Source organism: Mesorhizobium sp. WSM4848, from assembly GCF_055811375.1.
Map to the genome: position 1 here is coordinate 228,683 of NZ_JBVVPX010000002.1, position 26,080 is coordinate 254,762.

General features: G+C 65.5%; 24 protein-coding genes, 1 tRNA gene and 1 riboswitch. Of the genes, 5 read left to right on the plus strand and 20 right to left on the minus strand.

The features are described from left to right. Positions 1-64: 64 nt before the first annotated feature. Positions 65-619, minus strand: coding sequence for a BA14K family protein (locus AC0L16_RS03475; protein WP_473618999.1), 555 nt, complete (start codon positions 617-619; stop codon positions 65-67). A gap of 234 nt (positions 620-853) precedes the next feature. On the opposite strand from AC0L16_RS03475, the gene AC0L16_RS03480 reads away from it, so the two are divergent. Together AC0L16_RS03480 and AC0L16_RS03485 are read left to right on the plus strand one after the other, a co-directional pair. Further along, positions 854-1,966: an endonuclease/exonuclease/phosphatase family protein gene (locus tag AC0L16_RS03480; protein ID WP_473619000.1), complete on the plus strand. Its 1,113-nt coding sequence runs from the start codon at positions 854-856 to the stop codon at positions 1,964-1,966. A 12-nt stretch (positions 1,967-1,978) separates the two neighbouring features. Further along, positions 1,979-2,695, plus strand: a complete 717-nt coding sequence (locus AC0L16_RS03485) for a hypothetical protein (protein ID WP_473619001.1) — start codon at positions 1,979-1,981, stop codon at positions 2,693-2,695. A gap of 409 nt (positions 2,696-3,104) precedes the next feature. On the opposite strand, the gene AC0L16_RS03490 is transcribed toward AC0L16_RS03485, so the two are convergent. The 3 genes from AC0L16_RS03490 to AC0L16_RS03500 are packed head-to-tail and all read right to left on the minus strand — an operon-like array spanning position 3,105 to position 6,326. Beyond that, on the minus strand, positions 3,105-4,322 hold the full coding sequence (locus tag AC0L16_RS03490; RefSeq protein WP_473619003.1) for an ABC transporter permease: 1,218 nt from the start codon (positions 4,320-4,322) through the stop codon (positions 3,105-3,107). A gap of 2 nt (positions 4,323-4,324) precedes the next feature. Next, positions 4,325-5,029: an ABC transporter ATP-binding protein gene (locus tag AC0L16_RS03495; protein ID WP_473619004.1), complete on the minus strand. Its 705-nt coding sequence runs from the start codon at positions 5,027-5,029 to the stop codon at positions 4,325-4,327. A 4-nt stretch (positions 5,030-5,033) separates the two neighbouring features. Then, entirely contained in the window at positions 5,034-6,326 is a 1,293-nt protein-coding gene (locus AC0L16_RS03500; RefSeq protein ID WP_473619005.1) for an efflux RND transporter periplasmic adaptor subunit, read from the minus strand. Between the two features lie 127 nt (positions 6,327-6,453). On the opposite strand from AC0L16_RS03500, the gene AC0L16_RS03505 reads away from it, so the two are divergent. Both AC0L16_RS03505 and AC0L16_RS03510 read left to right on the plus strand, forming a co-directional pair. Then, positions 6,454-7,365, plus strand: a complete 912-nt coding sequence (locus AC0L16_RS03505) for a PhzF family phenazine biosynthesis protein (protein WP_473619007.1) — start codon at positions 6,454-6,456, stop codon at positions 7,363-7,365. Positions 7,366-7,470: 105 nt separating this feature from the next. After that, positions 7,471-7,546: transfer RNA gene (locus AC0L16_RS03510), tRNA-Lys, on the plus strand. 113 nt (positions 7,547-7,659) lie between these two features. Here AC0L16_RS03510 and AC0L16_RS03515 read toward each other — a convergent pair. From AC0L16_RS03515 to cbiE, 8 genes are all read right to left on the minus strand, one after another. Then, complete coding sequence (locus tag AC0L16_RS03515; protein ID WP_473619009.1) at positions 7,660-8,190, minus strand: MgtC/SapB family protein; 531 nt, start codon at positions 8,188-8,190, stop codon at positions 7,660-7,662. A gap of 105 nt (positions 8,191-8,295) precedes the next feature. Then, positions 8,296-9,306, minus strand: coding sequence for a nicotinate-nucleotide--dimethylbenzimidazole phosphoribosyltransferase (cobT, locus tag AC0L16_RS03520; protein ID WP_473619010.1), 1,011 nt, complete (start codon positions 9,304-9,306; stop codon positions 8,296-8,298). Positions 9,307-9,330: 24 nt separating this feature from the next. After that, on the minus strand, positions 9,331-10,110 hold the full coding sequence (gene cobS, locus AC0L16_RS03525) for an adenosylcobinamide-GDP ribazoletransferase (RefSeq protein WP_473619011.1): 780 nt from the start codon (positions 10,108-10,110) through the stop codon (positions 9,331-9,333). A 41-nt stretch (positions 10,111-10,151) separates the two neighbouring features. Beyond that, complete coding sequence (locus AC0L16_RS03530) at positions 10,152-11,462, minus strand: cobyrinate a,c-diamide synthase (protein ID WP_473619013.1); 1,311 nt, start codon at positions 11,460-11,462, stop codon at positions 10,152-10,154. Next, the gene (cobA, locus tag AC0L16_RS03535; RefSeq protein ID WP_473619014.1) at positions 11,459-12,277 is read right to left on the minus strand and encodes a uroporphyrinogen-III C-methyltransferase; all 819 of its coding nucleotides are present in this window, start codon (positions 12,275-12,277) and stop codon (positions 11,459-11,461) included. Before cobA ends, AC0L16_RS03530 begins: the two co-directional genes overlap by 4 nt. Further along, positions 12,274-13,038 (minus strand): precorrin-4 C(11)-methyltransferase, encoded by a 765-nt coding sequence (gene cobM, locus AC0L16_RS03540; protein ID WP_473619016.1) that lies wholly within the window; start codon positions 13,036-13,038, stop codon positions 12,274-12,276. The genes cobA and cobM overlap by 4 nt, the downstream gene beginning before the upstream one ends. Further along, positions 13,035-13,544, minus strand: coding sequence for a cobalamin biosynthesis protein (locus AC0L16_RS03545; protein ID WP_473619017.1), 510 nt, complete (start codon positions 13,542-13,544; stop codon positions 13,035-13,037). The genes cobM and AC0L16_RS03545 overlap by 4 nt, the downstream gene beginning before the upstream one ends. Further along, a complete protein-coding gene (cbiE, locus tag AC0L16_RS03550; RefSeq protein WP_473619018.1) occupies positions 13,541-14,770 on the minus strand; it encodes a precorrin-6y C5,15-methyltransferase (decarboxylating) subunit CbiE in 1,230 nt (409 codons plus the stop codon). The genes AC0L16_RS03545 and cbiE overlap by 4 nt, the downstream gene beginning before the upstream one ends. Positions 14,771-14,873: 103 nt before the next feature. Here cbiE and AC0L16_RS03555 point away from each other — a divergent pair, with 103 nt between their 5' ends. Continuing rightward, entirely contained in the window at positions 14,874-15,653 is a 780-nt protein-coding gene (locus tag AC0L16_RS03555) for a cobalt-precorrin-6A reductase (protein WP_473619020.1), read from the plus strand. Here the strand turns inward: AC0L16_RS03555 and AC0L16_RS03560 are convergent. The 8 genes from AC0L16_RS03560 to AC0L16_RS03595 form a co-directional block, all read right to left on the minus strand. Next, positions 15,617-16,381, minus strand: coding sequence for a precorrin-3B C(17)-methyltransferase (locus AC0L16_RS03560; protein ID WP_473619021.1), 765 nt, complete (start codon positions 16,379-16,381; stop codon positions 15,617-15,619). The genes AC0L16_RS03555 and AC0L16_RS03560 overlap by 37 nt on opposite strands. Further along, positions 16,378-17,136 (minus strand): precorrin-2 C(20)-methyltransferase, encoded by a 759-nt coding sequence (locus tag AC0L16_RS03565; protein WP_473619023.1) that lies wholly within the window; start codon positions 17,134-17,136, stop codon positions 16,378-16,380. The genes AC0L16_RS03560 and AC0L16_RS03565 overlap by 4 nt, the downstream gene beginning before the upstream one ends. After that, positions 17,133-17,774, minus strand: coding sequence for a precorrin-8X methylmutase (locus AC0L16_RS03570; protein WP_473619024.1), 642 nt, complete (start codon positions 17,772-17,774; stop codon positions 17,133-17,135). Before AC0L16_RS03570 ends, AC0L16_RS03565 begins: the two co-directional genes overlap by 4 nt. Further along, entirely contained in the window at positions 17,771-19,255 is a 1,485-nt protein-coding gene (gene cobG, locus AC0L16_RS03575; RefSeq protein ID WP_473619026.1) for a precorrin-3B synthase, read from the minus strand. The genes AC0L16_RS03570 and cobG overlap by 4 nt, the downstream gene beginning before the upstream one ends. Further along, positions 19,252-22,890, minus strand: a complete 3,639-nt coding sequence (locus AC0L16_RS03580; protein ID WP_473619027.1) for a cobaltochelatase subunit CobN — start codon at positions 22,888-22,890, stop codon at positions 19,252-19,254. Before AC0L16_RS03580 ends, cobG begins: the two co-directional genes overlap by 4 nt. 18 nt (positions 22,891-22,908) lie before the next feature. Next, entirely contained in the window at positions 22,909-23,961 is a 1,053-nt protein-coding gene (gene cobW, locus AC0L16_RS03585; RefSeq protein WP_473619028.1) for a cobalamin biosynthesis protein CobW, read from the minus strand. Positions 23,962-23,963: 2 nt separating this feature from the next. Beyond that, on the minus strand, positions 23,964-24,392 hold the full coding sequence (locus AC0L16_RS03590; protein WP_473619030.1) for a DUF1636 family protein: 429 nt from the start codon (positions 24,390-24,392) through the stop codon (positions 23,964-23,966). Positions 24,393-24,430: 38 nt separating this feature from the next. Continuing rightward, positions 24,431-24,634: riboswitch (cobalamin riboswitch) on the minus strand. Positions 24,635-24,663: 29 nt separating this feature from the next. Further along, a complete protein-coding gene (locus tag AC0L16_RS03595) occupies positions 24,664-25,875 on the minus strand; it encodes a winged helix-turn-helix domain-containing protein (protein WP_473619031.1) in 1,212 nt (403 codons plus the stop codon). Between the last annotated feature and the right edge of the window lie 205 nt (positions 25,876-26,080).

The following is a 26,080-nucleotide window of genomic DNA, read 5'->3' on the forward strand; positions in this document are numbered from 1 at the left end:
TTCAGAAGAAGGCTGAGCCAGACGGAAACGGCGCCGCGAGGGGCGGCGCCGTTGCATCAGTCGATCACCTATAGGGCGACCAGCATTGCCGGCGAGGGCCGTTATAGGGTTGGAACGTGTTGTCCCAGGTGCGATACGACCGGTATCGATTGTAGCACCAGCGGACATGGGAGCTCGAATAGTAACCGTTGTTGTAGTAGCCCCGGTTGTAGTAGCCCTGGTTGTAGTAGCCCTGGTTGTAGTAGCCCTGGTACAGGCTGCCAAGGCCGAACCCAAGGCCCAAACCGAGAAGCGCGGCGGCGCCGTCGTCGTAGTCGTCGTCGTAGTAACGGCCGTAATAGCCGCCACCGTAGTAACGGCCGTAATTGCCGCCACCGTAGTACCGGCCACGATTCTGGCGCCAGTGCCGCCCACCGTTCCAATTGCCACGGTTCCAGTTGCGACGATTCCAGTTGCCACCGTTCCAATTGCGACGGTTCCAGTTCCGGGCTCCTGAGAAATTACGGCCACGCATCCAGACGTTATTATTGCCGCCAGCCCAGCCTTCGCGCACCGGCACGATTTCGCGTGCCGCGGCAGCAGTTGGGAGCGGGACGTCAGGCTGAATGGGCCCAGCCATGGAAGGCGCCGAGAGGCCGGAAACAAGACCCAAGGCCAACATGCCCGATCGAATGGTAGTCATAAAGAGCGGTTTCATTTCACTCTCCGAAGATTCAGGCCCCACGCTCAGGATTACCCTAATCATGGACCTTTGCGTCTGAACGGAAGATGAACGGAAAGGTTCCATTTACCATGAATGGACATCGCCCAGCCCCCTTGTTTTCGGCTGCGCTTGTGGGCAAAGGTCACCGCCATGTCGCTGCGCCTCGCCACCTTCAATGTCGAAAACCTGATGAACAGGTTCGATTTTTCCGGATACCGCAACCAGCTCAACGAGGATCGCACGCTGGCGCTCTTCGACATCCAGAGCGAGGCCGAATACAAGATGCTTGAGCAGGCGCGGGCGATCGCGCAATCCGACGATACGCGGCAGTTGACGGCATTGGCCATCGCCGCCACCCGCGCCGACATCATCTGCATGCAGGAGGTCGACAATATCGAGGCGCTGAAGGCTTTCGAATACGGCTATCTGTTCAAGATGGTCGGGCATGGCTACCGCCAGAAATACACCACCGCCGGCAATGATTCGCGCGGCATCGACGTCGCCGTGATGATGCGCAACGAGACCGCGCAGGGCCAGCCGATCGAATTCGTGCGCATGACAAGCCATGCCTATGTCACGTTCGAGCGGTTCGGCCTGCACACGCCGGAACTGGCAGCGTTTGGGCATCAGGCCAACCAGCGCATCTTCCGGCGCGACTGCCTGGAAATCGACCTGACCGTCGGCAACGTGCCGCTGACGCTCTATCTGGTGCATTTCAAGTCGATGGGCTCGCCTCGCAACGGTCTAGACGGACGCCAGGCGACGATGCCGCTGCGCATCGCCGAGGCGCAAGCGGTGCGCCGGATCATCGAGGAGCGTTTCGGTGGGGATCACGCCGCCGAAAAATACTGGGCGATCTGCGGCGACATGAACGACTATCGGCAACGCGTAAAAATCTCCGGCGATGCCTTTGACGGCTACCGCTTCGAGGTGATCGACGAGAGCCTGTCCTGCCTCAACGTGCTCACCGCCGGCGGCTTTTGCGAGAATGCGGTCGAGCGGCGCCCGGAAATGGACCGGTGGACCTTGTACCATACGCGCGGGCCGCAGGAGCGGCATCTATGCCAGCTCGACTACATCCTGTTGTCGAAGGCACTGGCGGCCAAGAACGCGACCGCCGTTCCCGACATCATCCGCAACGGCCAGCCCTGGCGCACGATATTTCCGGCAGGCCAGGAGGTGGACCGGTTTCCGCGTTGCGGCTGGGACCGTCCGAAAGCGTCGGACCATTGTCCGGTGGCGATCACCCTTGAAACGGCCTGAGGATCGTTTTCGTTGAGCTTCGACCTGCCGCGCAACATCATCCTGCCGGTCGACGCCGTCGACGTCAGGCTCGACCCCGGCCCGCATCCGTTCGAACGCGATAATGCGCAAGCGATCGCCAAGAATTGGCGACGCGAAACCGCAGTCAACCCGGCGTTGTTCGACGGCACCGTGGTGCTGCTTTCGGCGCTCCGCTATCGCGACAGCAGCCTCGTCGGCCGCTGCCATGCGGTGCGCTACTCGACCTTCATGCTTTGGCGCGGCAATCGCCAGGTGGCCGGGGCCGAGCACGCCTATGCCCATGCCATGCTGGTCGCCGGCGACAATGCGCTGGTGGCGATCCGCATGGCGTCGCACACGGTCAATGCCGGTCGCGTCTATTTCGCCGCCGGCTCGTTCGAGCCAACCGATTTCCGCGACGGCCTTGTCGATGTCGACTTCAACATGATCCGCGAGGTGCGAGAAGAAACCGGCCTCGACCTTGCCGGCGCGGCACGCGGCAGGCGCTACTATGCCCTGTCGACGGCAATGGGCACGGTGATCTTTCGCCGCTATCGCGAGACTGCATCCGCCGACGAGGTGGCGCGGCGCATCAGTGCCTTTGTCGCCGCCGAGGCAGAGCCGGAAATCGACGGGCCTGTCATCATCCGCAGTGCCGATGACCTGCCGGACGGGCTGATGCCGCATATGAAGCCACTGATCGAGTGGCATTTTGCCGGCAAGGGATAGTTTGCCGGCAAGAGATAGTTTGCCGACTGGGGATAGTTTGCCGACAAGGGTTAACGACGCATTGTTCTCGATGGTTTTGCGATCCTTGCGGGCAGCGACGAAAAACAGCACGACGCCGACACCCAGCGCTGCACCCATCGCCGTTCCCATCGTCTGGCCGACTACCTGCTGGAAATCGGCGGTGACATGATCGGGGTTGGCCATGCCCTCGCTGGCCAGATACCACCAGAGCCCCGCCAACGCGGCCTCGATGATCACCGTCACCAAAATCACTCGTTCTTTCTTGCTCATTCCGCTGTTCCCCACGCCCCCAAGGCAAATTGCTATCACCGCGGATTGTACGGCGACAGAGGGCAGGATGCGGACAAGGCGAGAATTATGGGTCGGAAGGCGACGCACGCTCCGCGCGCTATTCATGCCTCAGAGCGTCGATCGGATCGAGCCGTGCGCCGCGCAGCGCCGGGAAGAAACCGAACACCATGCCGATCAGCGCCGAGAAGCCGACGGCGAGCAGGATCACCGCCGAGCTTGGCGCAAACGGGATGGCCAGCGTCAGCGAGGCGAGGCCGGCCAGCGCCAGGCCGATCAGGATGCCGATGATGCCGCCGAGCAGCGACAGCACGGTCGCCTCGACGAGGAACTGGATGAGGATGTGCTTTTCATGCGCGCCGATGGCCAGCCTTATGCCGATCTCGCGGGTGCGCTCGGTGACCGACACCAGCATGATGTTCATGATGCCGATGCCGCCGACCAACAGGCTGACGCCGGCGACCGCACCCAACATGCCGGTCATCGTCGTGGTGGCGCTCGCCATGGCGTCGGCGATCTGGGTCATGTCGCGTATCGAGAAGTCGTCTTCGCGGTCTGGCGGGATGCGGCGTGCATCGCGCAAAATGTCCTCGACGCGCGGCAGCAGCTCGGTGGTCGGCGTCCGGTCGTCGGCGGCGACGTAGATCGAGTCGATGTCGCGGTTGCCGGCGATGCGGCGCTGGTAGGCGGCGAGCGGCATCAGCACGACATTGTCCTGGTCCTGGCCGAAGCCGGTATAGCCCTTCGGCTCGAGCAGGCCGATGATCTTGCACGAGGTGCGGTTGACGCGAATGATCTCGCCTTCGGGGTCGCCGGCGCCGAAGAACTGCTGGCGCACGGTTTCGCCGATCAGGCAGACGCCGGTGCCCGAGCGGATTTCCGAATCGCTGAACGGGCGGCCCGAGACCAGCTTCCAGTCGCGCGCATCGAGATAGGCGCTGTCGGTGCCGGTGACACCCGACGTCAGGCTTTCGGTGCCGAAGATGACGCGGACCTGCTTTTGCGAAGCGGGCGAGATGGCGCGGGCGCCGCTCAAATGGGCGACAAGCGCGGCAAGTTCCTTGCTGCCGAGCGGACGTGTGGCCTGGTCGAGTCCTCCCGGTCCGCCGGGCCCAGCCGGGCGGCCGGGGCGGACAACGAGCAAATTGCTGCCGAGCTTGGAAATGTCGGCCTTTACCTTTTCGGTGGTGCCCGAGCCGATGGTGAGCATGGCGATGACGGCGGCAACGCCGATGACGATGCCGAGCAGCGTCAGAAACGAGCGCAGCACGTTGCGGCGGACCGAAAGCAGCGAGAGGCGGACGGTTTCCCAGATCACGGCTACACCACCTCAAGGTTCATGGCATCGGAGGCGACGTGGCCGTCGAGGAAGCGGATCGTGCGCTCGGCATAAGCAGCGACATCGGCTTCGTGGGTGACCATGGCGATGGTCAGGCCAAGCTCGGTGTTCAGCCGCGTCAGGAGCTCCATGATCTCGTGCGTGCGGGCGGTGTCGAGATTGCCGGTCGGTTCGTCGGCGACGAGCAGCGTCGGCCTGGTGACGATGGCGCGCGCGATCGCCACGCGCTGCTGCTGGCCGCCGGAGAGCTCGGCCGGCGTGTGGTGCTCGCGGCCGACAAGGCCGACCTCGGCCAGCGCTTTCATGGCGAGGTCATGACGCTCGCGGGCGGCGACGCCGCGATAGATCAGCGGCAGTTCGACATTTTCCACCGCGGTGGTGCGCGGCAGGAGATTGTAGCCCTGGAAGACGAAGCCGACATAGAGATTGCGCAACATGGCACGGCGGTTGCGGTCGAGGCGGCCGGCGTCGATGCCCATGAAGCTGTAGGTTCCGGCCGTCGGCGTGTCGAGGCAGCCGATGATGTTCATCGCCGTCGACTTGCCCGAGCCGGACGGACCCATGATGGCGACGAATTCACCGCTGCGGATGGCAAGATCGACGCCAGCCAGCGCATGGACCGTGGCCTCGCCCTGGCCATAGCTTTTCCAGAGCTTGTCGAAACTGATGAGCAGCGAGCCTGACATGATTTCAGCTCCGCTGCTGCGCCGCGGTGATAATTTGCGCACCTTCTGCGAGACCGGAGGTGATCTCGGTCAGTTCGCCATCGGTGGAGCCGACTTTGACGTTGACCGGCCGAGGCTGGCCATTCTCCAGCACGTAGAGCGTGCGCGAGCCGTCGGTGGGCTGCGCCGTCGCCTGGCGCTGGCGGTTGCCGCGTGGACGGCCCATACGGCCCGTGAACAGGTCGCTCAGGCTCCACGCTCGGGCAGTAGATGCCGCCGGCCGGTAACGGAAAGCTGTCGACGGCACAGTGAGCACGCCCTTGGCCTCTCTGGTGACGACCGAAACGGTGGCCGTCATGCCGGGCCGCAACAGAAGCTCGTTGTTGTCGACCGCGAACCGCGCGTCGTAGGTGACGACGCCGTCGGTGGTGATCGAGGCATAGGAAATGTCGCGGATCTCGGCATCGAACGGCCGCTCCGGAAAGGCATCGACGGTAAAGCGGGCATGCTGGCCGGGCTTGACCGCGCCGATGTCGGCCTCATCGACCGCTGCCTTCAACTCCATGTTCCTGAGGTCGGCGGCGATGACGAACAGCACCGGCGCTTGCAGCGAGGAGGCAACCGTCTGGCCGGGATCGACCGAGCGCGTCAGAACGATGCCGTCGATCGGTGCATAGATGGTGCTCTTGGCGAAGTCCGTCTGCTGCGCCTTGAGATCGGCATTGGCGATGGCAAGACTGGCTTTGGCGCTGTCGAGCGCTGCCTTGGAGCGGTCGCGCGTCGCGGTCGCCGCTTCAAGCGACTGGTCCGTCGCCATGCCGCGCTTGGTGAGCGCCGCCGCGCGCACAAAAGCCCTTTCGTTTTCGGTGAGGGTTACGGTCGCGGTCTCGACATTGGCGGCCGCCGCCTTGGCGGAAGCCTCGGCGCGCTCGATCTGCACCTCCAGCTTGGCCGTATCGAGCGCCGCCAGCACATCGCCCTTCTTCACCTGCTGGTTCTCGTTGACCGCGACCGAGCGGACGACGCCGGACAGTTCGCTCGAAATGTCGACCTGGGTGAGCGGCTGCAGCGTGCCGGTCGCCGATACTTCGACCGTGAGATCGGCGACAGCGGCCGGCACAGTGGTATAGTCGATCCTGGCGGGAGACGCCGCATACCATTGGTAGCCGGCGAGGCTTGCGGCGGCGGCGACCAGCACAAGCAGGCCATAAAGCCAGCCGCGACGCCGTTTCTTCTTCAGACCCAGGCGGTCGAGCCCGAGTGCCGTTTCTATATCGGAAGTGGATTCCGTCTTTGGCAGATTGACAATCTGGTCCACGCCGGACCCCTATAATACCAGTGATGTCCCAATCGGTGCCACTGATCAGGCCGAATGGTTCAAATATCAAATTAAATTTCGCCCATGTTTGGGCCCTGTTGGGATTTGAGGCAGAAGGCTTTCTACAATGCTGACCCGGAATTACTTGCTTTACGACGTGTTCACCACCGAGCGGCTGGCCGGCAATCCGCTTGCCGTCGTGCTCGACAGCAAAGGGCTGGACACCGGAGCGATGCAGGCAATCGCTCGCGAGTTCAACTTGTCGGAAACCGTTTTCGTGCTGCCGCCCGACAATCCCAAGCACCGCGCCCGCATCCGCATCTTCACGCCCGACTATGAGATGCCGTTCGCCGGCCATCCGACGGTGGGCGCTGCGATCGCGCTTACCGAAATGGCTGACGATGGCGACACCGCCGGCATCTTCGTCCTGGAAGAAAACATCGGCCCGGTGCGCTGCGCCATCAGCAAGCATGCTGGCGCCAGCTTTGCCGAGTTCGACCTGGCCAAACTGCCGGAGCAGCTTGAATTGTCCGCCGACCCGGAGGCGATCGGGGTGGCACTTGGCCTCGGGCCGCACGAAATCGGCTTCGAAAACCACCGCGTCTCGTTCTGGTCGGCCGGCGTGCCCTACGTGACCATTCCGGTCGCCGATCTGGAGGCGGCGGCCCGGATAAAGCTGGACAACCAGGCGTGGTCGGAACTGGCGCCTCGCAAGAGCGACTGGGCCCTCGCCAGCCCGTATGTCTATTGCCGCGAGACCGTGAACCATGACAGCGCTTTCCATGTCCGCATGATCGTGCCGGGCAATCCATCCTATGAAGATCCGGCGACCGGTTCGGCGGCCGCCGCCTTCGCCGGCGCGATCATGCATTTCGACGGCCCGAGAGAGGGTGTTTCCCAGCGTTGGATCGAACAAGGGCTGGAGATGGGGCGGCCTTCACGCATCCGCCTCGAACTGAACGTCGAAGGCGGTAAACTCGCCGCCGCCCGCATCGGCGGCCATGCCGTCAAGGTGGCGGAAGGCAAGCTGTTCGTCTGACGACGTGCGGCACTTCAGCGATTTGTCGGGAAATGAATCCGGCAGGGCTGGACATGGCGGATGGCGGCGGCTATATGCCCGCCGACGCTGGTTTTACCGGCGAGTGGGTGCGTAGCTCAGTTGGTAGAGCAGCTGACTCTTAATCAGCGGGTCACAGGTTCGATCCCTGTCGCACCCACCATTTATTCCGTTGATATAGCCCGCTTTTTCGCTCCTTGGAAAGAGTGTTGCGAACATGGCGGTTTCCAATCCTGTCGGTTGGATTCCAATTCGCGTTCGGTTCCAGTTGCAGCCTCAGCCTTTGGGCGGCTTGGACACATCCTCTTTCGACATCGGCTTATCTTGTCCCTCGCCAATACCGGATTTGGCGGCAAAACTGTAGAGAAGGCCTGCCACGACAAGCACCAAAAGCGTGCCGAGTGCCGCCACTTGCCACAGACCGAGCCCGCAGGCCACGCCAATTGCCCCGGACAGCCACATGCCTGCACCGGTGGTCAGCCCGTGAACCTCGCCTTTCGAAAACAAAATCGTTCCGGCAGCAAGGAACGCGACGCCGGCGGTAACCGCTTCGACAAGGCGAATCGGATCGACCCTCACGGAATCCTGCTGAAACATGGGCGCGTGAATGATTTCAATCGTCAGAATACCGAAGGTCGCCGCTGCCACGCAGACCAGGATATGGGTGCGAAGCCCGGCAGGCCGATGTCGCCATTCGCGTTCGAACCCGATTGCCGCACCGAAGATCGACGCCAGTAGAAGCCTCGCCGCAATCACGGGAAACGGGACGTATGTCGGATGGCCGAATTCCTGGAAAAGCTGTTGCATGCGTAACCCGGGCTGACCGGCCACAACGTGCTCGGGCCGGCCGGGTTCCCAGGGACGCCGTGATCCATTAAGCAATCGGCCGAGACTTGATTCAGGTTAAGGAGATTACTTCTCCGAAACACCCGCCTCGGCAAAGCTTGCCATGCGGACATGGCATTCGAGCGCCGAGCGAACGATGTTGACGGCGAGGCAGGCGCCGGAGCCTTCGCCGAGCCGCATGCCGAGGTCGAGCAGCGGCGGCAGGCCGAGCGCCTCGAGCAGCCGGCGATGGCCGGATTCGGCCGACACATGGGCGGCAAGCGTGTGGGCGAGGCCGGCGGGGTGCAATCTTGCCAGCGGCGCGGCGGCGGCGGTGCAGACGAAGCCGTCGAGCAGTACCGGCACGGCTAAATGGCGCGCCGCCAGCGTCGCGCCAAGGATGGCGGCGAGTTCGCGCCCGCCAAGGGCTGCCGCGATCCCCAGCGGGTCGGCAAGGGCCACGGCGTGGCGCTTGAGGCCGGCCTCGATGGCGGTGATCTTGCGCACCAGGCCGGCATCGTCGACGCCGGTGCCGCGCCCGGTCCATTTTTCTGCGCCGCCGCCGAACAAAGCGGCCGAGATGGCTGCCGCCGGCGTGGTGTTGCCGATGCCCATTTCGCCGAAACAGACGAGGTCGAGCTCTTTCGTCACCGCGCCGTAGCCGGTCGAGACGGCGGCGAGGAAGGCCTCGTCATCCATTGCCGGCACTTGCGTGAAATCGCCGGTCGGAAAATGGAGGTCGAGCGGAATGACGTCGAGCTCCGCACCGGCGATGCGGGCAAGCTGGTTGATGGCGGCGCCGCCGCCGGCGAAATTCGCCACCATCTGCACGGTGACCTCCGACGGGAAGGCCGAAACGCCCTGTGCGGTGACGCCGTGGTTGCCGGCAAAAACCAGGACTTTTACGCGATCGAGCTTCGGCATGTCGCGGCCCTGCCAGCGGGCAAGCCAGGCCGCTATGGCTTCCAATCGGCCAAGGCTGCCTTGCGGCTTGGTCAGCGTGTCCTGGCGGCGGGCGACAGCATCTGCCGCGGCGTCGCTGCCGGCAGGCAGATCGAGGCAGGCCGCGCGCAATTCATCAAGCGATTTGAAAGACATGGGGGAAAAATCTCCGAAACAGAGTCAGGAAAGGCAAACGGAAGCAACGAGCAGGATTGCGATCTCGCCAGACTGCTGCAGCGCGCCGACCGTGTCGCCGGTCTGGCCGCCGATCTGGTTGCGACACAGCTCGCGGAAGGCGGCAAACAACAGGCCGAGCAGGACAAGCGCGGCGACCGCGCCACCGAACCCTAGCGCCAGCAGCGCCACGGCGCCGAGCACGGCGCCGGCAATGGCGGTTTCGGCCGACACGGGGCCTGCATCGGCCGAGAGGCCGTCGCTGCGCGCCGCCGGCAAAAAATGCATGAAAGCGCCGAACAAGCCGCGCGAGGCGGCATGCGCGGCAATCAGAGCCCAGAACATCTGAGCCGGGCCGGCGAATTCCGAAAGCACGCTCCAGCGGATAAGCAGCGACAATGCGAGCGCGCAGGCGCCATAGGCGCCGATGCGGCTGTCGCGCATGATCTCCAGTTTTTTCTCGCCTGTCCTGCCGCCGCCAAAGCCGTCGGCGACATCCGAAAGCCCGTCTTCATGCATGCAACCGGTGGCGAGCAAGGTCGCGGCAAGGGCAAGTGCTGCTGCCGGGCCGGCGGCAAGGCCGAGCCAGGTCCCGACTGCGTAAACCAAGCCGCCGATCAGAGCGACGGCAAGGCCAGCGAGAGGCGCCGCCCAGATCGCGGCAGCAAGGCTGCGGTCGCGAAAATCGACGGCCGGCAGCGGCAGCCGGGTGAAGAAGACGACGCAGAGCGCGATGTCATCGATGATTTGCCGAGTCGAGAGTGTCATGTTCTGCAGTTTGAGCATGATCTATTCCGAAAACCGGTCCCACTTTTCGGGATCATGCTCTAGCCTCTCGCAATGGCGTGGAAGAACGTGCCGCTGACGTGGCCGCGCCGGTAACCGGAGGCGCCGAGCGGATTGCCTTTGCCGTCGGCGAGGTCGGCCAAGGGTTGGTCACTGCCGGTGGCAGTCATCTGCGCGTAGTGGAATTCGTGGCCGCGGATCAGCGCGCCTTGAGCTCCCAGCGGACAATCGGCGCGCAGCCGCGCCTCGCGGTAGCCGAGATTCATCTTTCGCTTGGCAAAGCTGGTCGAGTGACCGAGCAGGCCGAGCATCGCGTGCGTCTCGCCCGATGCGTCCTCCAGCGCTTCGCCGAGCACCATGAAGCCGCCGCACTCGCCATGCACCGGCCGTGTTGCCGAAAACGCCTCGATGCCGGCCTTGAACTTCGCAGCCGCCGCAAGGCGGCCGGCGTGAAGCTCGGGATAGCCGCCAGGCAGCCAGCAGACATCGCAATTTTCGCCGGGCGCTTCGTCGGCAAGCGGCGAGAAGGCGACGATTTCCGCGCCGGCCTTGCGCCAATGCGCGGCGACATGCGGATAGAGGAAGGTGAAGGCGGCGTCCTGCGCCAATGCGATGCGCTGGCCGGGCGGTGGCAGCGCGTCGTCGAAACTGCCGGACGCGGGTGCGAATGGCGCCGCCAGCGCCATGATTGCGTCGAGGTCGAGCGAGCGTTCGACCATGTCGGCCAGCCGGTCGAGATGCGCCATCAAATTCTCATATTCGCCGGCTTGGACGAGGCCGAGATGGCGCTCCGGCAGGTTGAGCGATGGATCGCGCAGGATCGCGCCGACCACCGGCAGGCCGATCGCCTCGATGGCGTCGCCGCAGAGACGGCGATGGCGTTCGCTGCCCAGCCGGTTGAGCACGACGCCGGCCATGCGCACATCGGGGTCATATGTAGCAAAACCCTTGGCGACGGCCGCCGCTGTGGTCGACTGGCCGGACACGTCGAGCACCAGCAGCACCGGCAGGCCGTAGAGGCGTGCGAGATCGGCCGCCGAGCCGGTGCGGCCCGGAGCAGCCGGAATCCCGTCGAACAGGCCCATGGCGCTTTCGAGGAAGATGAAATCGGCATCGTCAGTTGCGTCGCCGGCCAGCGCGTTGAGCAAAGCAGGCGGCATCGCCCAGCTGTCGAGATTGACGCCTGAAAGGCCTGTCGCGGCGGTGTGGAAGCCGGGATCAATATAGTCGGGACCGGACTTGGCGCCGCGCACTTTGAGGCCGCGCCGGGCGAGGGCGCGCAAAATACCGATGGTGACGCTGGTCTTGCCCGAGCCAGAGCGCGGCGCGCCGATGATGATCGCGCGGGTCATGGCTCGCCCGCCAATGCCGCGCGCATCGCGACGATGCCGCCGACGACGATCAGCGCCGGCGCGGTCAACCCGGCGGCGGCCGCCTCATCGGCGATGGTGGCGAGGGTGGCGACGACGATGCGCTCCTGTGGCGTCGTCGCGGCGACGATCACCGCAGCAGGCGTGGAAGGCGGCAGGCCGCCCTCCAACAGCGAGGCTGATATCAGCGGCAGATTGGCCATGCCCATATAGACGACGATCGGCTGGCCGGTGCGGGCGATTGCCGCCCAATCAAGGTCATCATCGGTGCCGGCGGCGTGGCCGGTCGCCAGGATCACCGCCTTGTTGATGCCGCGCATGGTGGCCGGGATGCCGGCTCCGGCAAGCGCGCTGAGGCCCGAAGTCAGGCCGGACAGGACGCGGAACGGGATGTTTTCGCGCGCCAGCGCCAGTGCCTCTTCGCCGCCGCGGCCGAAAATATAGGGGTCGCCGCCTTTCAGCCTGATGACACGGCGGCCCTCGCGCGCCAGCCGCACCAGCAAGGCGGTGATGTCGTCCTGCTTCATCGACGGCTGGCCGCCGCGCTTGCCGGCATAAAAAAGCTCGGCGCCCGACGCCACTGCCACGACATCGGGAGAGACCAGCGCGTCGTAGACGAGGGCGTCGCACTGCCCAAGCGCCGCCAGCACCTCTAGCGTCAGGCTGCCGGGATCGCCGGGGCCGGCGCCGGCCAGCCAGACATGGCCCGGCTCAAGCTGGCGCGGCTTGAAGTTCAGCCTGGCCAAAGCCTGTTCAATCGTGGCGTTTCCACCTCTGTTTCCGGTGCCGTCGTTCACAGTCCGTCCCGTCCGCGAAAACGCCGCTGATAGTGGGCGTTGTAAAGTGAGCTCTCGCCAAAGCCTTCCGCCGCCAGTGAGCGGCCGACGAAGATGATCGCCGTGCGCTCCATCGGATCGGCGGCCAATTGCGCCTCGATCGTCGCCAGCGTGCTGATCAGCACGCGCTCGTCCGGCCAGGAGGCACGGAAGACGACCGCTACCGGGCAATCGGCGCCATAGAATGGCGTCAGCTCGGCGACGATGCGGTCGATGGCGTGGATGGCAAGGTGGATGGCCAGCGTCGCGCCGGTGCGGCCGAAGCCGGCCAGGGTTTCGCCGGGCGGCATTTTGGACGCGCGGCCGGAGATGCGGGTCAGCACCAGGCTTTGCGCGACTTCGGGAATGGTCAGCTCGCGGCGCAGCGCTGCCGCAGCAGCCGCGAAGGAGGGCACGCCCGGCGTCAGCGTATAGGCGATGCCGTGCTTTTCCAGCCGCCGGATCTGCTCGGCGACAGCGCTCCACACCGACAGGTCGCCGGAATGCAGGCGGGAGACATCGTGGCCGGCCTGGTGGGCCGCCACATATTCCGCTTCGATCTCGTCGAGCGACATCGGCGCGGTGTCGATCAGCTTCGTGCCGGGCGCGCAGTGCTGCAACAATTCCGGGGCGACGATCGAGCCGGCATAGAGGCAGACCGGGCAGCTTGCCAGCAATCGGCTGCCGCGCAAGGTGATGAGGTCGGCCGCGCCCGGTCCGGCGCCGATGAAGTGGACGGTCATGCCACGTCTCCGCTGATGGCGATGGCGCAGGTGACCCGGCCAAGCACGGTGCGCGGCCCGAGCAGTTTTGCGCCTTTGCCGGCGGCAGCAAGCGCCGACGCTTCGGAAACCGACGGCGTGCCGGCACGCGCCTGCGACAGATCGGAACGGCTGAGCAAAGCGGCCCCCTCATCCGGCCCTTCGGGCCACCTTCTCCCCGCTGGGGAGAAGAGACTGGCGCCAGCGTGCGTGATCTCCTCTCCCCTCGGGGAGAGGTCGGCCGAGCGAAGCGGAGGCCGGGTGAGGGGGGGCGACGGTTCAGAGCCAGCAACATCCACCACTACGACCGGGAGATCGAGTTTACGGCCGGCAGCAAAAATGGCCTCTTCGCTGCGTTTGAATTCGGTCGTCGCCAGGGCAGACAGTGCCGTCATCGCCAGCCCATGAACTTCCAGCGCGGTTTCTATCGCCGCAAGAACATCTTGCACATTCACGCCTTTGCGGCTGCCGATGCCCGCGACCATCATGGCTTGACCCAGCTCCACTGGGTGACCGGCATGGCCGGCCGCCAGGCCTGCATCGAGCCAACCGGCGAAGCGCGGGATAGTGCGATGTGGGTGAGATCGCCGCCGAGCGCGGCGTGACGGGCGAGAAGCAGCGCCTCCATCTCCAGCGTCACCGCATTGGCCACCAGCCGGCCGCCGGCGCGCAGGGCGTCGATGGCCGTTTCCAGCACGCCGGTATCGCTGCCGCCACCGCCGATGAAGACCGCGTCCGGCGTCTCCAATCCGGCGAGCGCCTGCGGCGCCGAACCGTCGACGACGGCAAGACCGGGCACGCCGCAGGCGGAACCGTTGCGGCGGATGCGGGCGGCGCGGGTTGGATCGGCCTCGATGGCAATGGCGCGCATCGTGGGATGGGCGAGCATCCATTCGATGCCGATCGAGCCGGAGCCGGCGCCGATGTCCCACAGCAATTCCCCGCGCCTGGGGGCGAGGGCGGACAGGGTAATGGCACGCACTTCGCGCTTGGTGATCTGGCCGTCATGCTCGAACAAATGATCGGCAAGGCCCGATGTCAGCGGCAGGATGCGTGCTTCCGACGTTGAGTCAACTTCGACCGCCAGTACGTTGAGTGGGTTGATCTTTTCGAGGTCGAAGGCGTCCGCCTGCGCCGAGCGCAGCCTTTCGTTCGGGCCGCCCAGCGCCTCAAGAATCGTCAGCTGCGAGACGCCGAAGCCGAGTTCGGTCAACAAGCGCGCAATCGCCGCCGGCGCATCGCCGTCCGAGGTCAGCGCAAGGATGCGGCTGCCCGGATGCAGCAGCGGCCGGATCAGGTCGAGCGGGCGGCCGTGCAGCGAAATGGTCTCGATATCCTGCAGCGCCCAGCCGAGGCGGGCGGCGGCCAGCGAGAAGGCAGAAGCGGCGGGAATCACCTGCATCTGCTGGGGAGGAATTTTGCGAGCAAGGGTGACGCCGACACCGTGGAAGAACGGATCGCCTGAAGCCAGCACGCAGACGCGCCTGCCGGAAAACGCGAGCACGTCGCGCATCTCGGCATCGAAAGGGGTCGGCCAGGCACGTGCCTCGCCTTTGGCGAGCGATGCGACGAGGGCAAGGTGGCGCGTGCCTCCGAAGACGAATTCGGCCTCGGCGATCAGCCGCTTGGCGTCGTCGCCGAGACCCGCTACACCGTCCTCGCCGATGCCGACGATTGTGAGCCATTTGGGTGTTGGCTGTTTATTGTTTGACATGCCGCGCCGCCCCTCATCCGCCTGCCGGCACCTTCTCCCCGTATAGTGACGGGGAGAAGGGAACTGGGTGAGGGGCTGCTCGGCGTGGCCTGACGTGGTGCCAATGAAGCGAATTCTGATCCTCGGCGGAACCACCGAAGCCCGGCAACTGGCGGGCAAGCTTGTTGCGCGCGATGATCTTGAGGTCACGTTGTCGCTGGCCGGCCGCACCGAAAGCCCAGTTGCGCAAGGCGTTCCGATTCGCACTGGCGGTTTCGGCGGCGCCGACGGGCTGGCTGCGTTTCTCCGCGAGACCCGTATCGAGCTGCTGGTCGACGCCACGCATCCCTATGCGGCGCAGATTTCGGCCAATGCCGCGGCAGCGGCGGATGAGGCCGGTGTGCCGATCGTCGCGCTCAGGCGCCCAGGCTGGGAGCCGGCCGAAGATGATCGCTGGACGCTGGTCGACAGCGTTGCCGGCGCGGTGACGGCGCTGGGATCGGCGTCGCGCCGCGTTTTCCTGGCGCTTGGCCGGCAGGAGGTCGCCGCCTTCGAGGCCGCGCCCCAGCATCACTATCTCATCCGCAGCGTCGATCCGGTCGAGCCAAGGCTCGCTGTGCCCCACGCGACCTATCTCTTGGCGCGCGGGCCGTTCCGGGAAGCCGACGAACAGGCACTGCTTCGGGAACACCGCATCGATGTCGTCGTGTCCAAGAACAGCGGCGGCGAGGCGACCTACGGCAAGATCGCCGCAGCGCGGGGGCTCGGCATCGAGGTGGTGATGATCCGCAGGCCGACGCTGCCGGACGTTGCTTCGGCTGAAACCGTCGAAGCGCTTGCCGCGATGGTCGATCATCTTCTGGTCGGTCATTTTCTTGGGCCCGCCGCCGAACGCGGCGTATAGACCAGCGCCGGTCTTTCGCCGCGCTTGATGATCCTGGTTTCCGGCGAGCCGATGATGATGCAGGTCGCCATGTCGGCCTTTTCCGCGTCGGCGTCGGCCAGCAAAAACACCTCGATGCGCTCGTCGGGACGGCCGGCGGCGCGGCCGAAGACGACCGGCGTGGTCCCCGGAAGGATCGCTGTGAGGCATTCGAAGGCGCGGCCAAGCTGCCAGGGGCGCGCCTTGCTGATTGGATTGTAGAGCGCGATGACGAAGCCGGCGCCGGCCGCCGCCAGCAGCCGCAATTCGATGAGGTCCCAGGGTTTTAGATTGTCGGACAACGAGATGGCGCAGAAATCATGGCCGAGTGGTGCGCCGATCCGGGCAGCGACGGCGAGCATGGCGGTGATGCCGGGCAGCATCGCAACGTCAACGGCACGCCATTCGGCCGGGCCGGCCTCGATCGCCTCGCAGACGGCTGCCGCCATGGCAAAGACGCCGGGGTCGCCGCCCGAGACGACGGCGACATCGTGGCCCTGCGCAGCCATGGCCAGCGCGTCCTTGGCGCGGGACAACTCCTCGCGATTGTCGGAGGCGACGCGGGTCTGGTCCGGGCGCAGGTCGAGCCGGTCGAGATACGGCTTGTAGCCGTAGAAGAATCTTGCCTCGGCGACGGCGCGGCTCGCCTCCGGCGTCACCTGGTCGGCATTGCCGGGTCCGAGGCCGACAACGGTCAGGCGGCCACTCATGCTTCGGCTCCCAATGCGGCAGCCCGGCCGGACCAGCCGGCGACCAGTACGATGGCGAAGTAGGGTGCGTTGTCGTCCTGCTTGTCGGCCAGCCGCATCGAAACGCCGCCCGGCATGGTGCCGCGCTCGACATAGACGGCACGCGCCAGCTTGTCGGTCGCCGCCAGCGCGCGCCTGATCTTGGGCAGGTTGCGGCCAACCTTCATGATGACAGCGGCATCGGTGTCGGCGAGGCGGCGGGTCAGCTCGAATTCGCTCATCGTGCCCGGCAGCACGGTCAATACATCGTCGCCCTGGACGATCGGCGTTCCGGTCGCCGACCAGCAGCCGGACATCGCGGTGACGCCGGGAATGACCTCTGTTGGAAAGCGATGCGCCAGCCTGACATGCAGGTGCATGTAAGAGCCGTAGAACAGCGGGTCGCCCTCCGAGAGCACCGCGACCATCCTGCCGGCGCTGAGATGCTCGGCGACCTTTTCGGCCGACTCTTCGTAGAAATCCGCTATCTGCGACCGGTAATCGCTGTGATCCTTGTCGATTTCGGTGGTTACGGGATAGAGCAGCGGCAACTCGATCAAATCAGGACGAAAATGCGCGCCGACGATTGCGCGCGCATTGCTGTTGTTGCCGCGCTTGGCGAAATGCGCCACCACGTCTGCCTCGGCCAGCGCGCGCACGGCCTTGAGCGTCAGCAGATCGGGGTCGCCGGGACCGGTGCCGACGCCAACAAGCCTGCCTTTTACAATCGCGTTCACAGGCCCGGCCTCGCCAAAGCGTTGAGGGCAGCCGCGGTCATGGCGCTGCCGCCCAGCCTGCCGCGCACGATCGTGTAGGGAACGCCATAGGAATTCTCGGCCAGCGCCTCCTTCGATTCGGCAGCACCGACGAAACCGACCGGCATGCCGATGATAACAGCCGGTTTCGGCGCACCGTCGCGCAGTTTTTCCAGCAGGTAGAAAAGTGCGGTCGGCGCATTGCCGATGGCGACGACCGAACCGGCCATGCGCTCGCCCCACAGGTCGATGGCTGCGGCCGAACGAGTGTTGCCGATTTTTTTCGCTATGTCGGACGTCCGCGGGTCGCGCAGCGTGCAGATCACCTCGTTAGCGGCCGGCAACCGGGCGCGGGTGACGCCGTGCGAGACCATCTCGGCATCGCAGAAGATCGGCGCGCCGGCCGCCAGTGCCGCGCGAGCGGCGGCAACAAAAGCTTGCGAAAAAACAAAGTTCTGCGCGGCCTCGACCTGGCCGCAGGCATGGATCATGCGGATGGCGACATCGGCTTCGGCATCGGAAAAGCGCGACAGGTCGGCCTCGGCGCGAATGATGGCGAAGGAGCGCTCATAGATCGCCGTGCCGTCATGGATGTAGTCGTAGGGGGCTGGCATGTTCATTCCTGTCGGTAGAGTTCGGTGACACCGGCCGCGCCAAGCCTTGTCAGGAAGGCGGCGCTGGTCTCGCCTCGAAATCGTGCTTCGCGGATCGCTGCGGCAATGCGGCCAACGCCGCGCGCGGCGTCATAGCCTGGCCTGTATCCGGCAGGAAGGGCCTTTGCCGTCCCGTCCACGACAAGTCCGGCTCCGTTTTCGCCGCCGACCAGTGTCAGCGCCGCCCGGCCTGGATGGGCGCAGCCCTTGGCACAGCCGGAGATGTGGAGGGTGACGGAGGCATCGAGAAGGTCGCGGTTCTCGGCGGCGATGGTCTCGGCGATGTCGCGCGTGGCGATCCGGCCGGAGGCGCAGGCCGGCGCACCGGGGCAAGCGGCGATTTTCGTGCGCGGGTCGGCAGCGTCGGTAACGAAGCCGAGGGTGGCGGCCGCCTGCTGGAGCGAGTGGCAGGCGGTCGGAGAGAGGCCGATGAAAAGCAGCGCGCGGTGGGGGGCAAGGCGGATTTCGGTTGCGCCGAGGGTGAGGGTGTGTTGCGTGAGGCCGATGAGTTTTTGCGCCGGCATGCTGCCGAAGGGCAGGCCGATGCCGAGAGCGCACCCATCTGTCAGATCGAAAACGCCAATGGGGAAGCGAGCCGGCAAAGGAAGGCGCTCCACGGCGCCCCCCTCTGTCCTGCCGGACATCTCCCCCACTTGGGGGGAGATCGGCAGCTTCGCCGGCGGCTCCCCCTTAGCACCTCCAGCGATTGGCGAAAGCGGAGACGAGGGCGAAATCTCCCCCCTCGTGGGGGAGATGTCCGGCAGGACAGAGGGGGGCGCCGTGGAATGCCAACTTGCGAGAGATATTAACTGCCTCTCCGTCAAATCCCGTGCATGGGCTTCGCGCCCTTTTTCGGCAACCATCCTCAGAATTGCGACGGCGATATCGCAGGCAGCATCTTCCTCGACCATAGCGAGCGGCGCCGCATTTTCCCTGTCGCCAGCAACAGCTAACAGCCAAGCGACGGCCGCGTCGGTTCTGACCGCAGCCAGTCGCACATCGGCCGTCACCACATCCATAGCCAGCTGTCCGCCGCCGTCGACAATGACAGAAACCTTCGGGCCAAGACGCGGCGTTAGCCCGGCTTCTTCGATCGCCGCCCGAATGCGTTCGGCTAATGGGCGCGGGTCAGCAACTTCTTCTGGATCCAGCCCCGCCAGCGGTCCAATCTCCACCGGCACGCCGGTGCGCACGGCGATGCCGAGCGCGTCGACCTCCATTGCCAGCAGCCGGGCGCTGGCCGGCGTCAAGCCGCGGATCTGCAGGCTGCCGCGCGCGGTCACTTCGATGATGCCGTTGCCGTGCCGCAAGGCGGATTCACCGAGACCGATCAAGGACTTCGGCAAGAGTCCTCCAGCGACCGGGTTGAGCCGCACCAGAAGCCCGTCGCCGGTCTGCATCGGCGCGGACAAAGCGGGGCAGGCGCCGCGTCGGGAGAAGACGTTCATGCGGCCACCCCTAGCGCCTGCGCCTCGGCGATCAGTGCGGCGAGATCGTCATCGATGGAATTGCGCAGCGGATGCCAGAGACCGCGCCGCCGCGCCGACAGAAACCGCTCGGCAATCGCCTTCGCGGCCGCCGGATTTTCGCGCAGGATGAAGGCGCGCACCTCGAGATCGCCGAGATAGGCGTCATGCACGGCCTCGATCAGCCTGCCAGGTATGGCATGGGTGGTCTCGGCGAAACCGACGAGACGGTCGACTGTCTCGGCGAATTCCGAGGCACCGCGCGGCCCGTGCCGCATCTGGCCGGCGATGAAGCGCGGGTTGACCGCGCGGGCGCGAACGACCCGAGATACGGCTTCTCCAACCGAGCGCGGCTTCGGCTTTTGCGGATCCGTGGTGTCGAGCACGATGACGTCGGCGTTCTTGCCGAGTGCCGCAAGCGCCGCTGAAAAACCGCCGATGAAGGCGACATCGGCGGAGCCTTCCAAAATATCGCGGCCGGGATCGTCTCCCGTATGGACGAGAAGGTCGGCCTCGGCGACACGGTCCTCAAAAGCGCCTGGCGCTGAAATCCCTTCCCCGTCGGCGCCGCCATAGGCATGCGAGGTGGCGTCGAGATAGGCGCGGCCGATCTCTTCGCGCGCGGCCCAGTCGCCGCTCGACAATAAATCCTCGACGCCGGCGCCGTAGGTGCCGGGCGAGGTGCCGAAAATGCGCGGGCTGACCTTGCCATCCGCGCGGGTTTTTGCAGCGAGCGGGTTTTCCGATGCATCCTCGTCGCGGGCGGCAACGGCGTTGGCGGCCGCATCGATCAGGGCGATCTGGGTCGGGAACATGTCGCGGAACAGGCCTGAAATGCGCCAGGTGACATCGACGCGCGGGCGGCCAAGGGTGGCCGGCGGCAGCACCTCGATGCCGGTGACGCGGCCGGTGGCGGAATCCCATTGCGGCCGGCAGCCCATCAGCGCCAGGCCTTGCGCGATCTCTTCGCCGCCGGTGCGCAGCGAGACCGAGCCCCAGAGGTCGATGACCAGCGAGCGCGGCCAGTCGCCATGCGATTGCATGTAGCTGCGCAAGACCTCGTCGGAGGCCGCCCTGCCGAGATCGAAGGATGTCGGCGTCGGCATGGTGCGTGAATCTGATGTGAACAGGTTGCGGCCGGTCGGCAGCACATCGCGCCGGCCACGCGCCGGCGCGCCGGCAGGACCGGCAGCGACATGGTGGCCGTCGAGGGCGGCGATGAATGCTGACTTCTCGGCCGCCGCACTCTGCTCGTGCAGCGGATCGGTCTCGCCCTCGGCTGAGCGGCCAAAGATGTGAAGGCCGTCCTTGATGGCGAAATCCTTCAGGTCGCAGAGCCAGGCGTCGATGCGGCGCAGCGCTTCGTCGGGCGCGTCGGTTCCGGCGACGCCGGCCTCGGCGGCGAGACCGGTCTTTTCCGCGGTTTCGACGATCAGCCTCGCCAGGCGATCGCGGCGGCGGCGGTCGAGCCCGTCAGCCTGGGCATATTCGTCGACCAGCCGCTCGAGCTGCTGCTGGTTTTCGTCGAGCCCGGCGCCGGTCAGCGGCGGCGGCAAATGGCCGAGGGTGACGGCGGCAATGCGCCGCTTGGCCTGCGCTGCCTCTCCCGGGTTGGAGACGATGAATGGGTAGATGACGGGCAGGGGACCGGTGACGATCTCGGGAAAACAGGTTTCGCTGAGCGCCACGGTCTTGCCGGGCAGCCATTCCAGCGTGCCATGGGCGCCGACATGGACGAGGGCATGGACATCGAGCGCCTTGCGCAGCCACAGGCCAAAGGCGATCAGCGCATGGCGCGGCGGCAAGGTCGGGTCGTGATAGTCGGCGCGGCGGTCGACCGAGCGCCCGCGATCGGGGGCGATCGCCACTGTGATGTTGCCGAAGGTGGCGGCGCGGAAGGGGAAATTTGCCGCGGTAGGCGCTTGAACACCCCCCTCTGTCCTGCCGGACATCTCCCCCTCAAGGGGGGAGATCGGCAGTTCTACCGACGGCTCTTCCTTAACATCCTCGGTAATTGGCGAAAGCAGCGACGACAGCGCAATCTCCCCCCTTGAGGGGGAGATGTCCGGCAGGACAGAGGGGGGTGCCTCGCACCAACCTGTCTCATCTGCCGCATTCCCCCATGCGGCCGTCACGGCAGCGATGGCCGCCGGCGGCAATTCCTTCGAGAAAGTCAGATACTCCTTCAAGGCTAATCCTTGATCGGCCGACTCCAGCATCTCCAGCAACGCGCGCGGGGTTTGCGGAATCCCTTCAACGGCGTAGCCCTGTTCGCTCAGGTCGTGCAGCATCGCCAGCACGCTGGACGGCACGTCGAGGCCGACGGCGTAGCCGGTGCGGCCGGGGGCGCTCGGATAGTCGGGGATCAGGATGGCGAGCTTGCGTTTTTCGCGCGGCGTGCGCTGCAGGCGGATGAAAGCTTCGACACGGTTCGCCACCTGCGCGACGCGGTCCGGCTCCGGTCGGTTGGAGAACGCGCGGAAAGCCAATGCCGGATCGACCTCGCTTTCGCCCTTGAAGGAAACGGCGCCGGCAAGGATGCGGCCGTCGAGTTCAGGCAGGACGACATGCATGGCAAGATCGGCGGGCGCCAGGCCGCGCTGGTTGTCTTGCCAGATGTCACGGGGTGTCGTCGCGACGATGACCTGGAAGACAGGAACGCCGGCGCGGTCGAACAGGGTTTCGACGCCGGACTCGGCGCCCGAGGCGAACGCCGTGGCGGTGATGATGGCGGCCGGCTTCAGCGTGGCAAGCGCGGTTTCGACAAAGGCGAGCGAGGCCGGGTCCTTGAGGCTGGAGACGAAGATCGGCACGGGGGCCATGCCGCGCTGCCGCAGCGCTTCAAACAGCGCATCGATCGGAGCGATATCGGCGGCGAGCAGCATCGAACGGTAGAAGAGAATGGGCACGACGTCCCCCTCCCCCTCGAGGGGAGGGTGGCCCGCAGGGCCGGGTGGGGTCGTTGCGGCAGTGCTCGACGTTTTTTGCTGTTGGCGCACTTCACAGGCGACCCCACCCCCGGCCTGCGGCCGGACCCTCCCCTCGAGGGGGAGGGAGACGTCGCCGCGTCCGGGTTCATAAAAGCCCGCCTTCGGCACGACAACCGGCTCCACGACCGCCGCGTCCTGTCCCGCCAGCCGCGCCAGCCTCTGCACCAGCGCCGTCATATTTGCCGGGCCGCCTTCACGAAAATAGCCCAGCAGAGCGTCGAGCTCTTCGCGCGGCAGCGTCGAGTATTCGATCAGCCGCAAATCCTCGTCGTGACTCTCGCCGGGCAGCAGCGCCAGTTTTATGCCGTGCGCGCGGGCGGCCGAGGCGAGTTGGTCGCAGCCGTAGCGCCACCAGTCGTAGCCGCCGAGGATGCGAACCAGAATAACCCTGGCGTGCCGGGCGACGCTGTCGATCCAGAGATCGACGGACATCGGGTGGCGCAGATCGCGCAAAGCCGCCAGCCGCATCGAGGGCAGGCGATCCGCATCTGCCTGCCACGCCGCCGCCAGCCCGGCCAGATCGCTGTCGGTGAAGGACAGCGCCACGACATCCGCAGGCGTCTGCCTGAGATCGACAGGCTCGGCGAGATCGTCGAGCGAGGCGGATGTGGTGGTGAGGATGTGCATCGCGGCTCGTGCCTGAGGTCAGCCGGCGAGGATACGCTCGATGGCCGGGCGGTTCAGCCCTTTCAGACCGATGACGACGAGGCGCGAGCGGCGGTCGTCTTCATCAGTCCAGGCGCGGTCGTAATAGTGATTGACGCGCGGCCCGACAGCCTGCAGCAACAGCCGCATCGGCTTGCCGCCGACCTCGACGAAGCCTTTTACGCGCAGCACGTTTTCGTCCTCCGCCGCCGTGGCGACACGCAAGGCCAGTTCATCGGGATTGGCGATCGAGGGAATATCGATGACGAACGAGTCGAAATCGTCATGCTCGTGATCGAGCTCGTCGTCGTGGTGGGTCTTGCGGTTCTCGATGTCGTCCTCGACGGCAAGGCCGAGGCCGAGCAGCACGGACGGATCGACCTTGCCCTGTGAGGCCGGCACGATCGTGACCGCGCGGGCGGCGTGTTTGCCGATGACGGCATTGGCGCGGGCCGAGCCGGCGGCGTCCATCAGGTCGCTCTTCGACAATATGATCAGGTCGGCGCAGGCGAGCTGGTCCTCGAACACCTCCTCGACCGGATCGTCGTGGTCGAGCGTCTCGTCCTGCGCGCGCTGCGCCTGCAGGGCGTCCATGTCGTTGGCAACACGGCCTTCGGCCAGCGCCGGTCCGTCGACCACGGCAATGACGCCGTCGACCGTCACCCGGCTCTTCACCGTCGGCCACTGGAAGGCCTGGACCAGCGGCTTGGGCAGGGCCAGCCCGGAGGTTTCGATCAGGATATGGTCGACCCTCGGCGTCAGCGACAGGATCTGGTCGAGCGCCGGGACAAAATCGTCGGCGACGGTGCAGCAGATGCAGCCATTGGCCAGTTCGACGATGTTTTCCTCAGGGCAGGTGTCGATGCCGCATCCCTTCAGAATCTCGCCGTCGATGCCGATGTCGCCGAACTCGTTGACGATGATGGCCAGCCGCTTGCCGCCGGCGTTTTCGAGCAGATGGCGGATCAGCGTCGTCTTGCCGGCGCCGAGGAAGCCGGTGACGACGGTGCAGGGCACGCGCGAGAAATTAGCGGACGACTCTGGAGCGGTCATTTCTAATCCTTCAAAAGGTCGAGGGGAGGGATGCGGGCAACGAGGCCGCGCTTCAGGCAATCGGGGCGGCCGCGCCATGGGATGAGGCCGTCGGTCGAAGTGGCGAAGAGTTTTGCGCCGGTGATGAGATCGGCGCCGCTGGTCGTGGTCAGGTCGCCAAAGACATAGCTCCAGCAGCCGTCGCGCAGGATAGCGGCGCTGAGGCGGCGCTTGCAGTTGCCAAGGCATTCGACGGTGCGGATACGGATGTTTTCGCCAGAGGCGGCGCGGCGCGTGTCTTCGGCCAACAATTCGCCGGCGCGAGGATGGCCGTCGGAGCCGGTCTCGTCACGGCAGGAGGCGCAGACGACCACGGTGACACCGGCCAAAGCGTCATTATCGCGGGATAATAAATCCGCTGTCTCAGCCAAAAAACTGCTGTCGCGTTCCAAATCAGGCTCCTTGCCCGGAAAACCCGCCAGGCGATCGGATTCTTATGTCCTAGACGGCAGGTCTCCTGGCTCGCGGATCATCGCCTTGGTGCCGCCTTCCCGGGATTTTCCCAGTGGTTTTCGGCCTTGGCTCGTCGCTTACAGTTGCGGGGACAGCCGCGGATTTGAAATCGAGATTTCGCACCGCATTCCCTCTTGGCTCCTCCCTTTGCCGAGAGGAGACCGTCTGAAGCGGATTTAGGCTTGTGGAGGCAGTCGTGTCAACGCACGTCTACGACGCGGCAATGTCGGCAAGCGGTTGGCCCAAATCCCCCGCAGGCGTCACCTCGAGGCATTCGAGGCCGAGCCAACCCTGCATCAGCTTCAATTCCTCAAAAAGTTCGGCGGCGGTTTGCGGCGGCGCGCCGGGCTCGGCATAGGCGGCATGGACGCGCAGCACGCCGGCGGGGCGGTCAGCCCTAAGGTCGATGCGCGCCACGATCTTTTCGCCGAGCAGGAACGGCAGCACATAATAGCCGTATTGGCGCTTTTCGGCAGGGGTGTAGATCTCGATGCGATAGCGGAAGTCGAACAGTCTTTCCGTGCGCGCCCGCTCGAAGACGACGGGATCGAACGGAGCGAGCAAGGCGCGCGCCTCGATCTTGCGCGGAAAACGGGCGTCCTTGTGAAGATAGGCCGGCTTGCCCAAGCCTTCGACGGTCACCGGCAAAAGATCACCGGCGTCGACCAGTTCCTCGATGCGGCCCTTGATATCAGCGGGAGAGAGGCGGAAATAGTCGCGCAGGTCGCCTGCTGTCGCGACGCCGTGGGCGCGGGCTGAGATGCGCAGCAATTCGCGGTGCGCATCCTCAGGCGAGGGCACCGGCAGGGCAAGTATCGCCGGCGGCAGCACGCGCTCCGGTAGATCATAGAGCCGCTCGAAGCCGCGACGCGACGCCGTGGTGATGCGGCCGGCCCAGAACAGCCATTCGAAAGCGTGCTTGGCGTCGCTCCAGCCCCACCAGCCGCCCGAGCCTTTCTGGTCTCCTTTCTGGCCTCCCAGGGCGGAAGCGGCGATCGGACCGCGTTCGACGACCTCGCGATAAATGTCTTCAATATAGGCGGCGCGCTCGCGGCCCCACTTGGCCAGCCCGTTATACATTTCCTCGCCGCGCTCGGCCCGTTGCATGCGCCAGCGCATCAGCGGATAGGTTTCGACCGGCAGAAAGGAGGCTTCGTGCGCCCAATACTCGAAGACTTTGCGCTTTCGCGTCACGGCGGCGTTGTCGAGCAGGGCGAGCGGGTAGGGGCCAAGCCGCGAATAGAGCGGCATGTAATGGGCACGCACCACCGCGCTGACGGAATCGATCTGCAGCAGGCCGGTGCGGCCAAGCACACGGGCCAGATGACGGCGGTCAGGCGTGCTGCTGGGGCGAGGATCGGCAAACCCCTGTGCGGCAAGCGCGATGCGCCGGGCCATGGCGAGCGAGATTTTTTCCTTCATGCAGACGGCACTCTGTCGGCGTTCGACCAAAGGTGGGAGCGATGATTCCGCACCATGCTAGCAGGGTTTTGGCGGCATCTATGTCAGGAGAGAAAAGTGGAGTAAAAAGCGAAGGAAATCAAACAGGAGCGGATCGGACCAGTTTATCCGGATATGCCGTCCGGCACCCATGTTTTGAACAAGGTTTGACTTGCTTCGCCGAAAG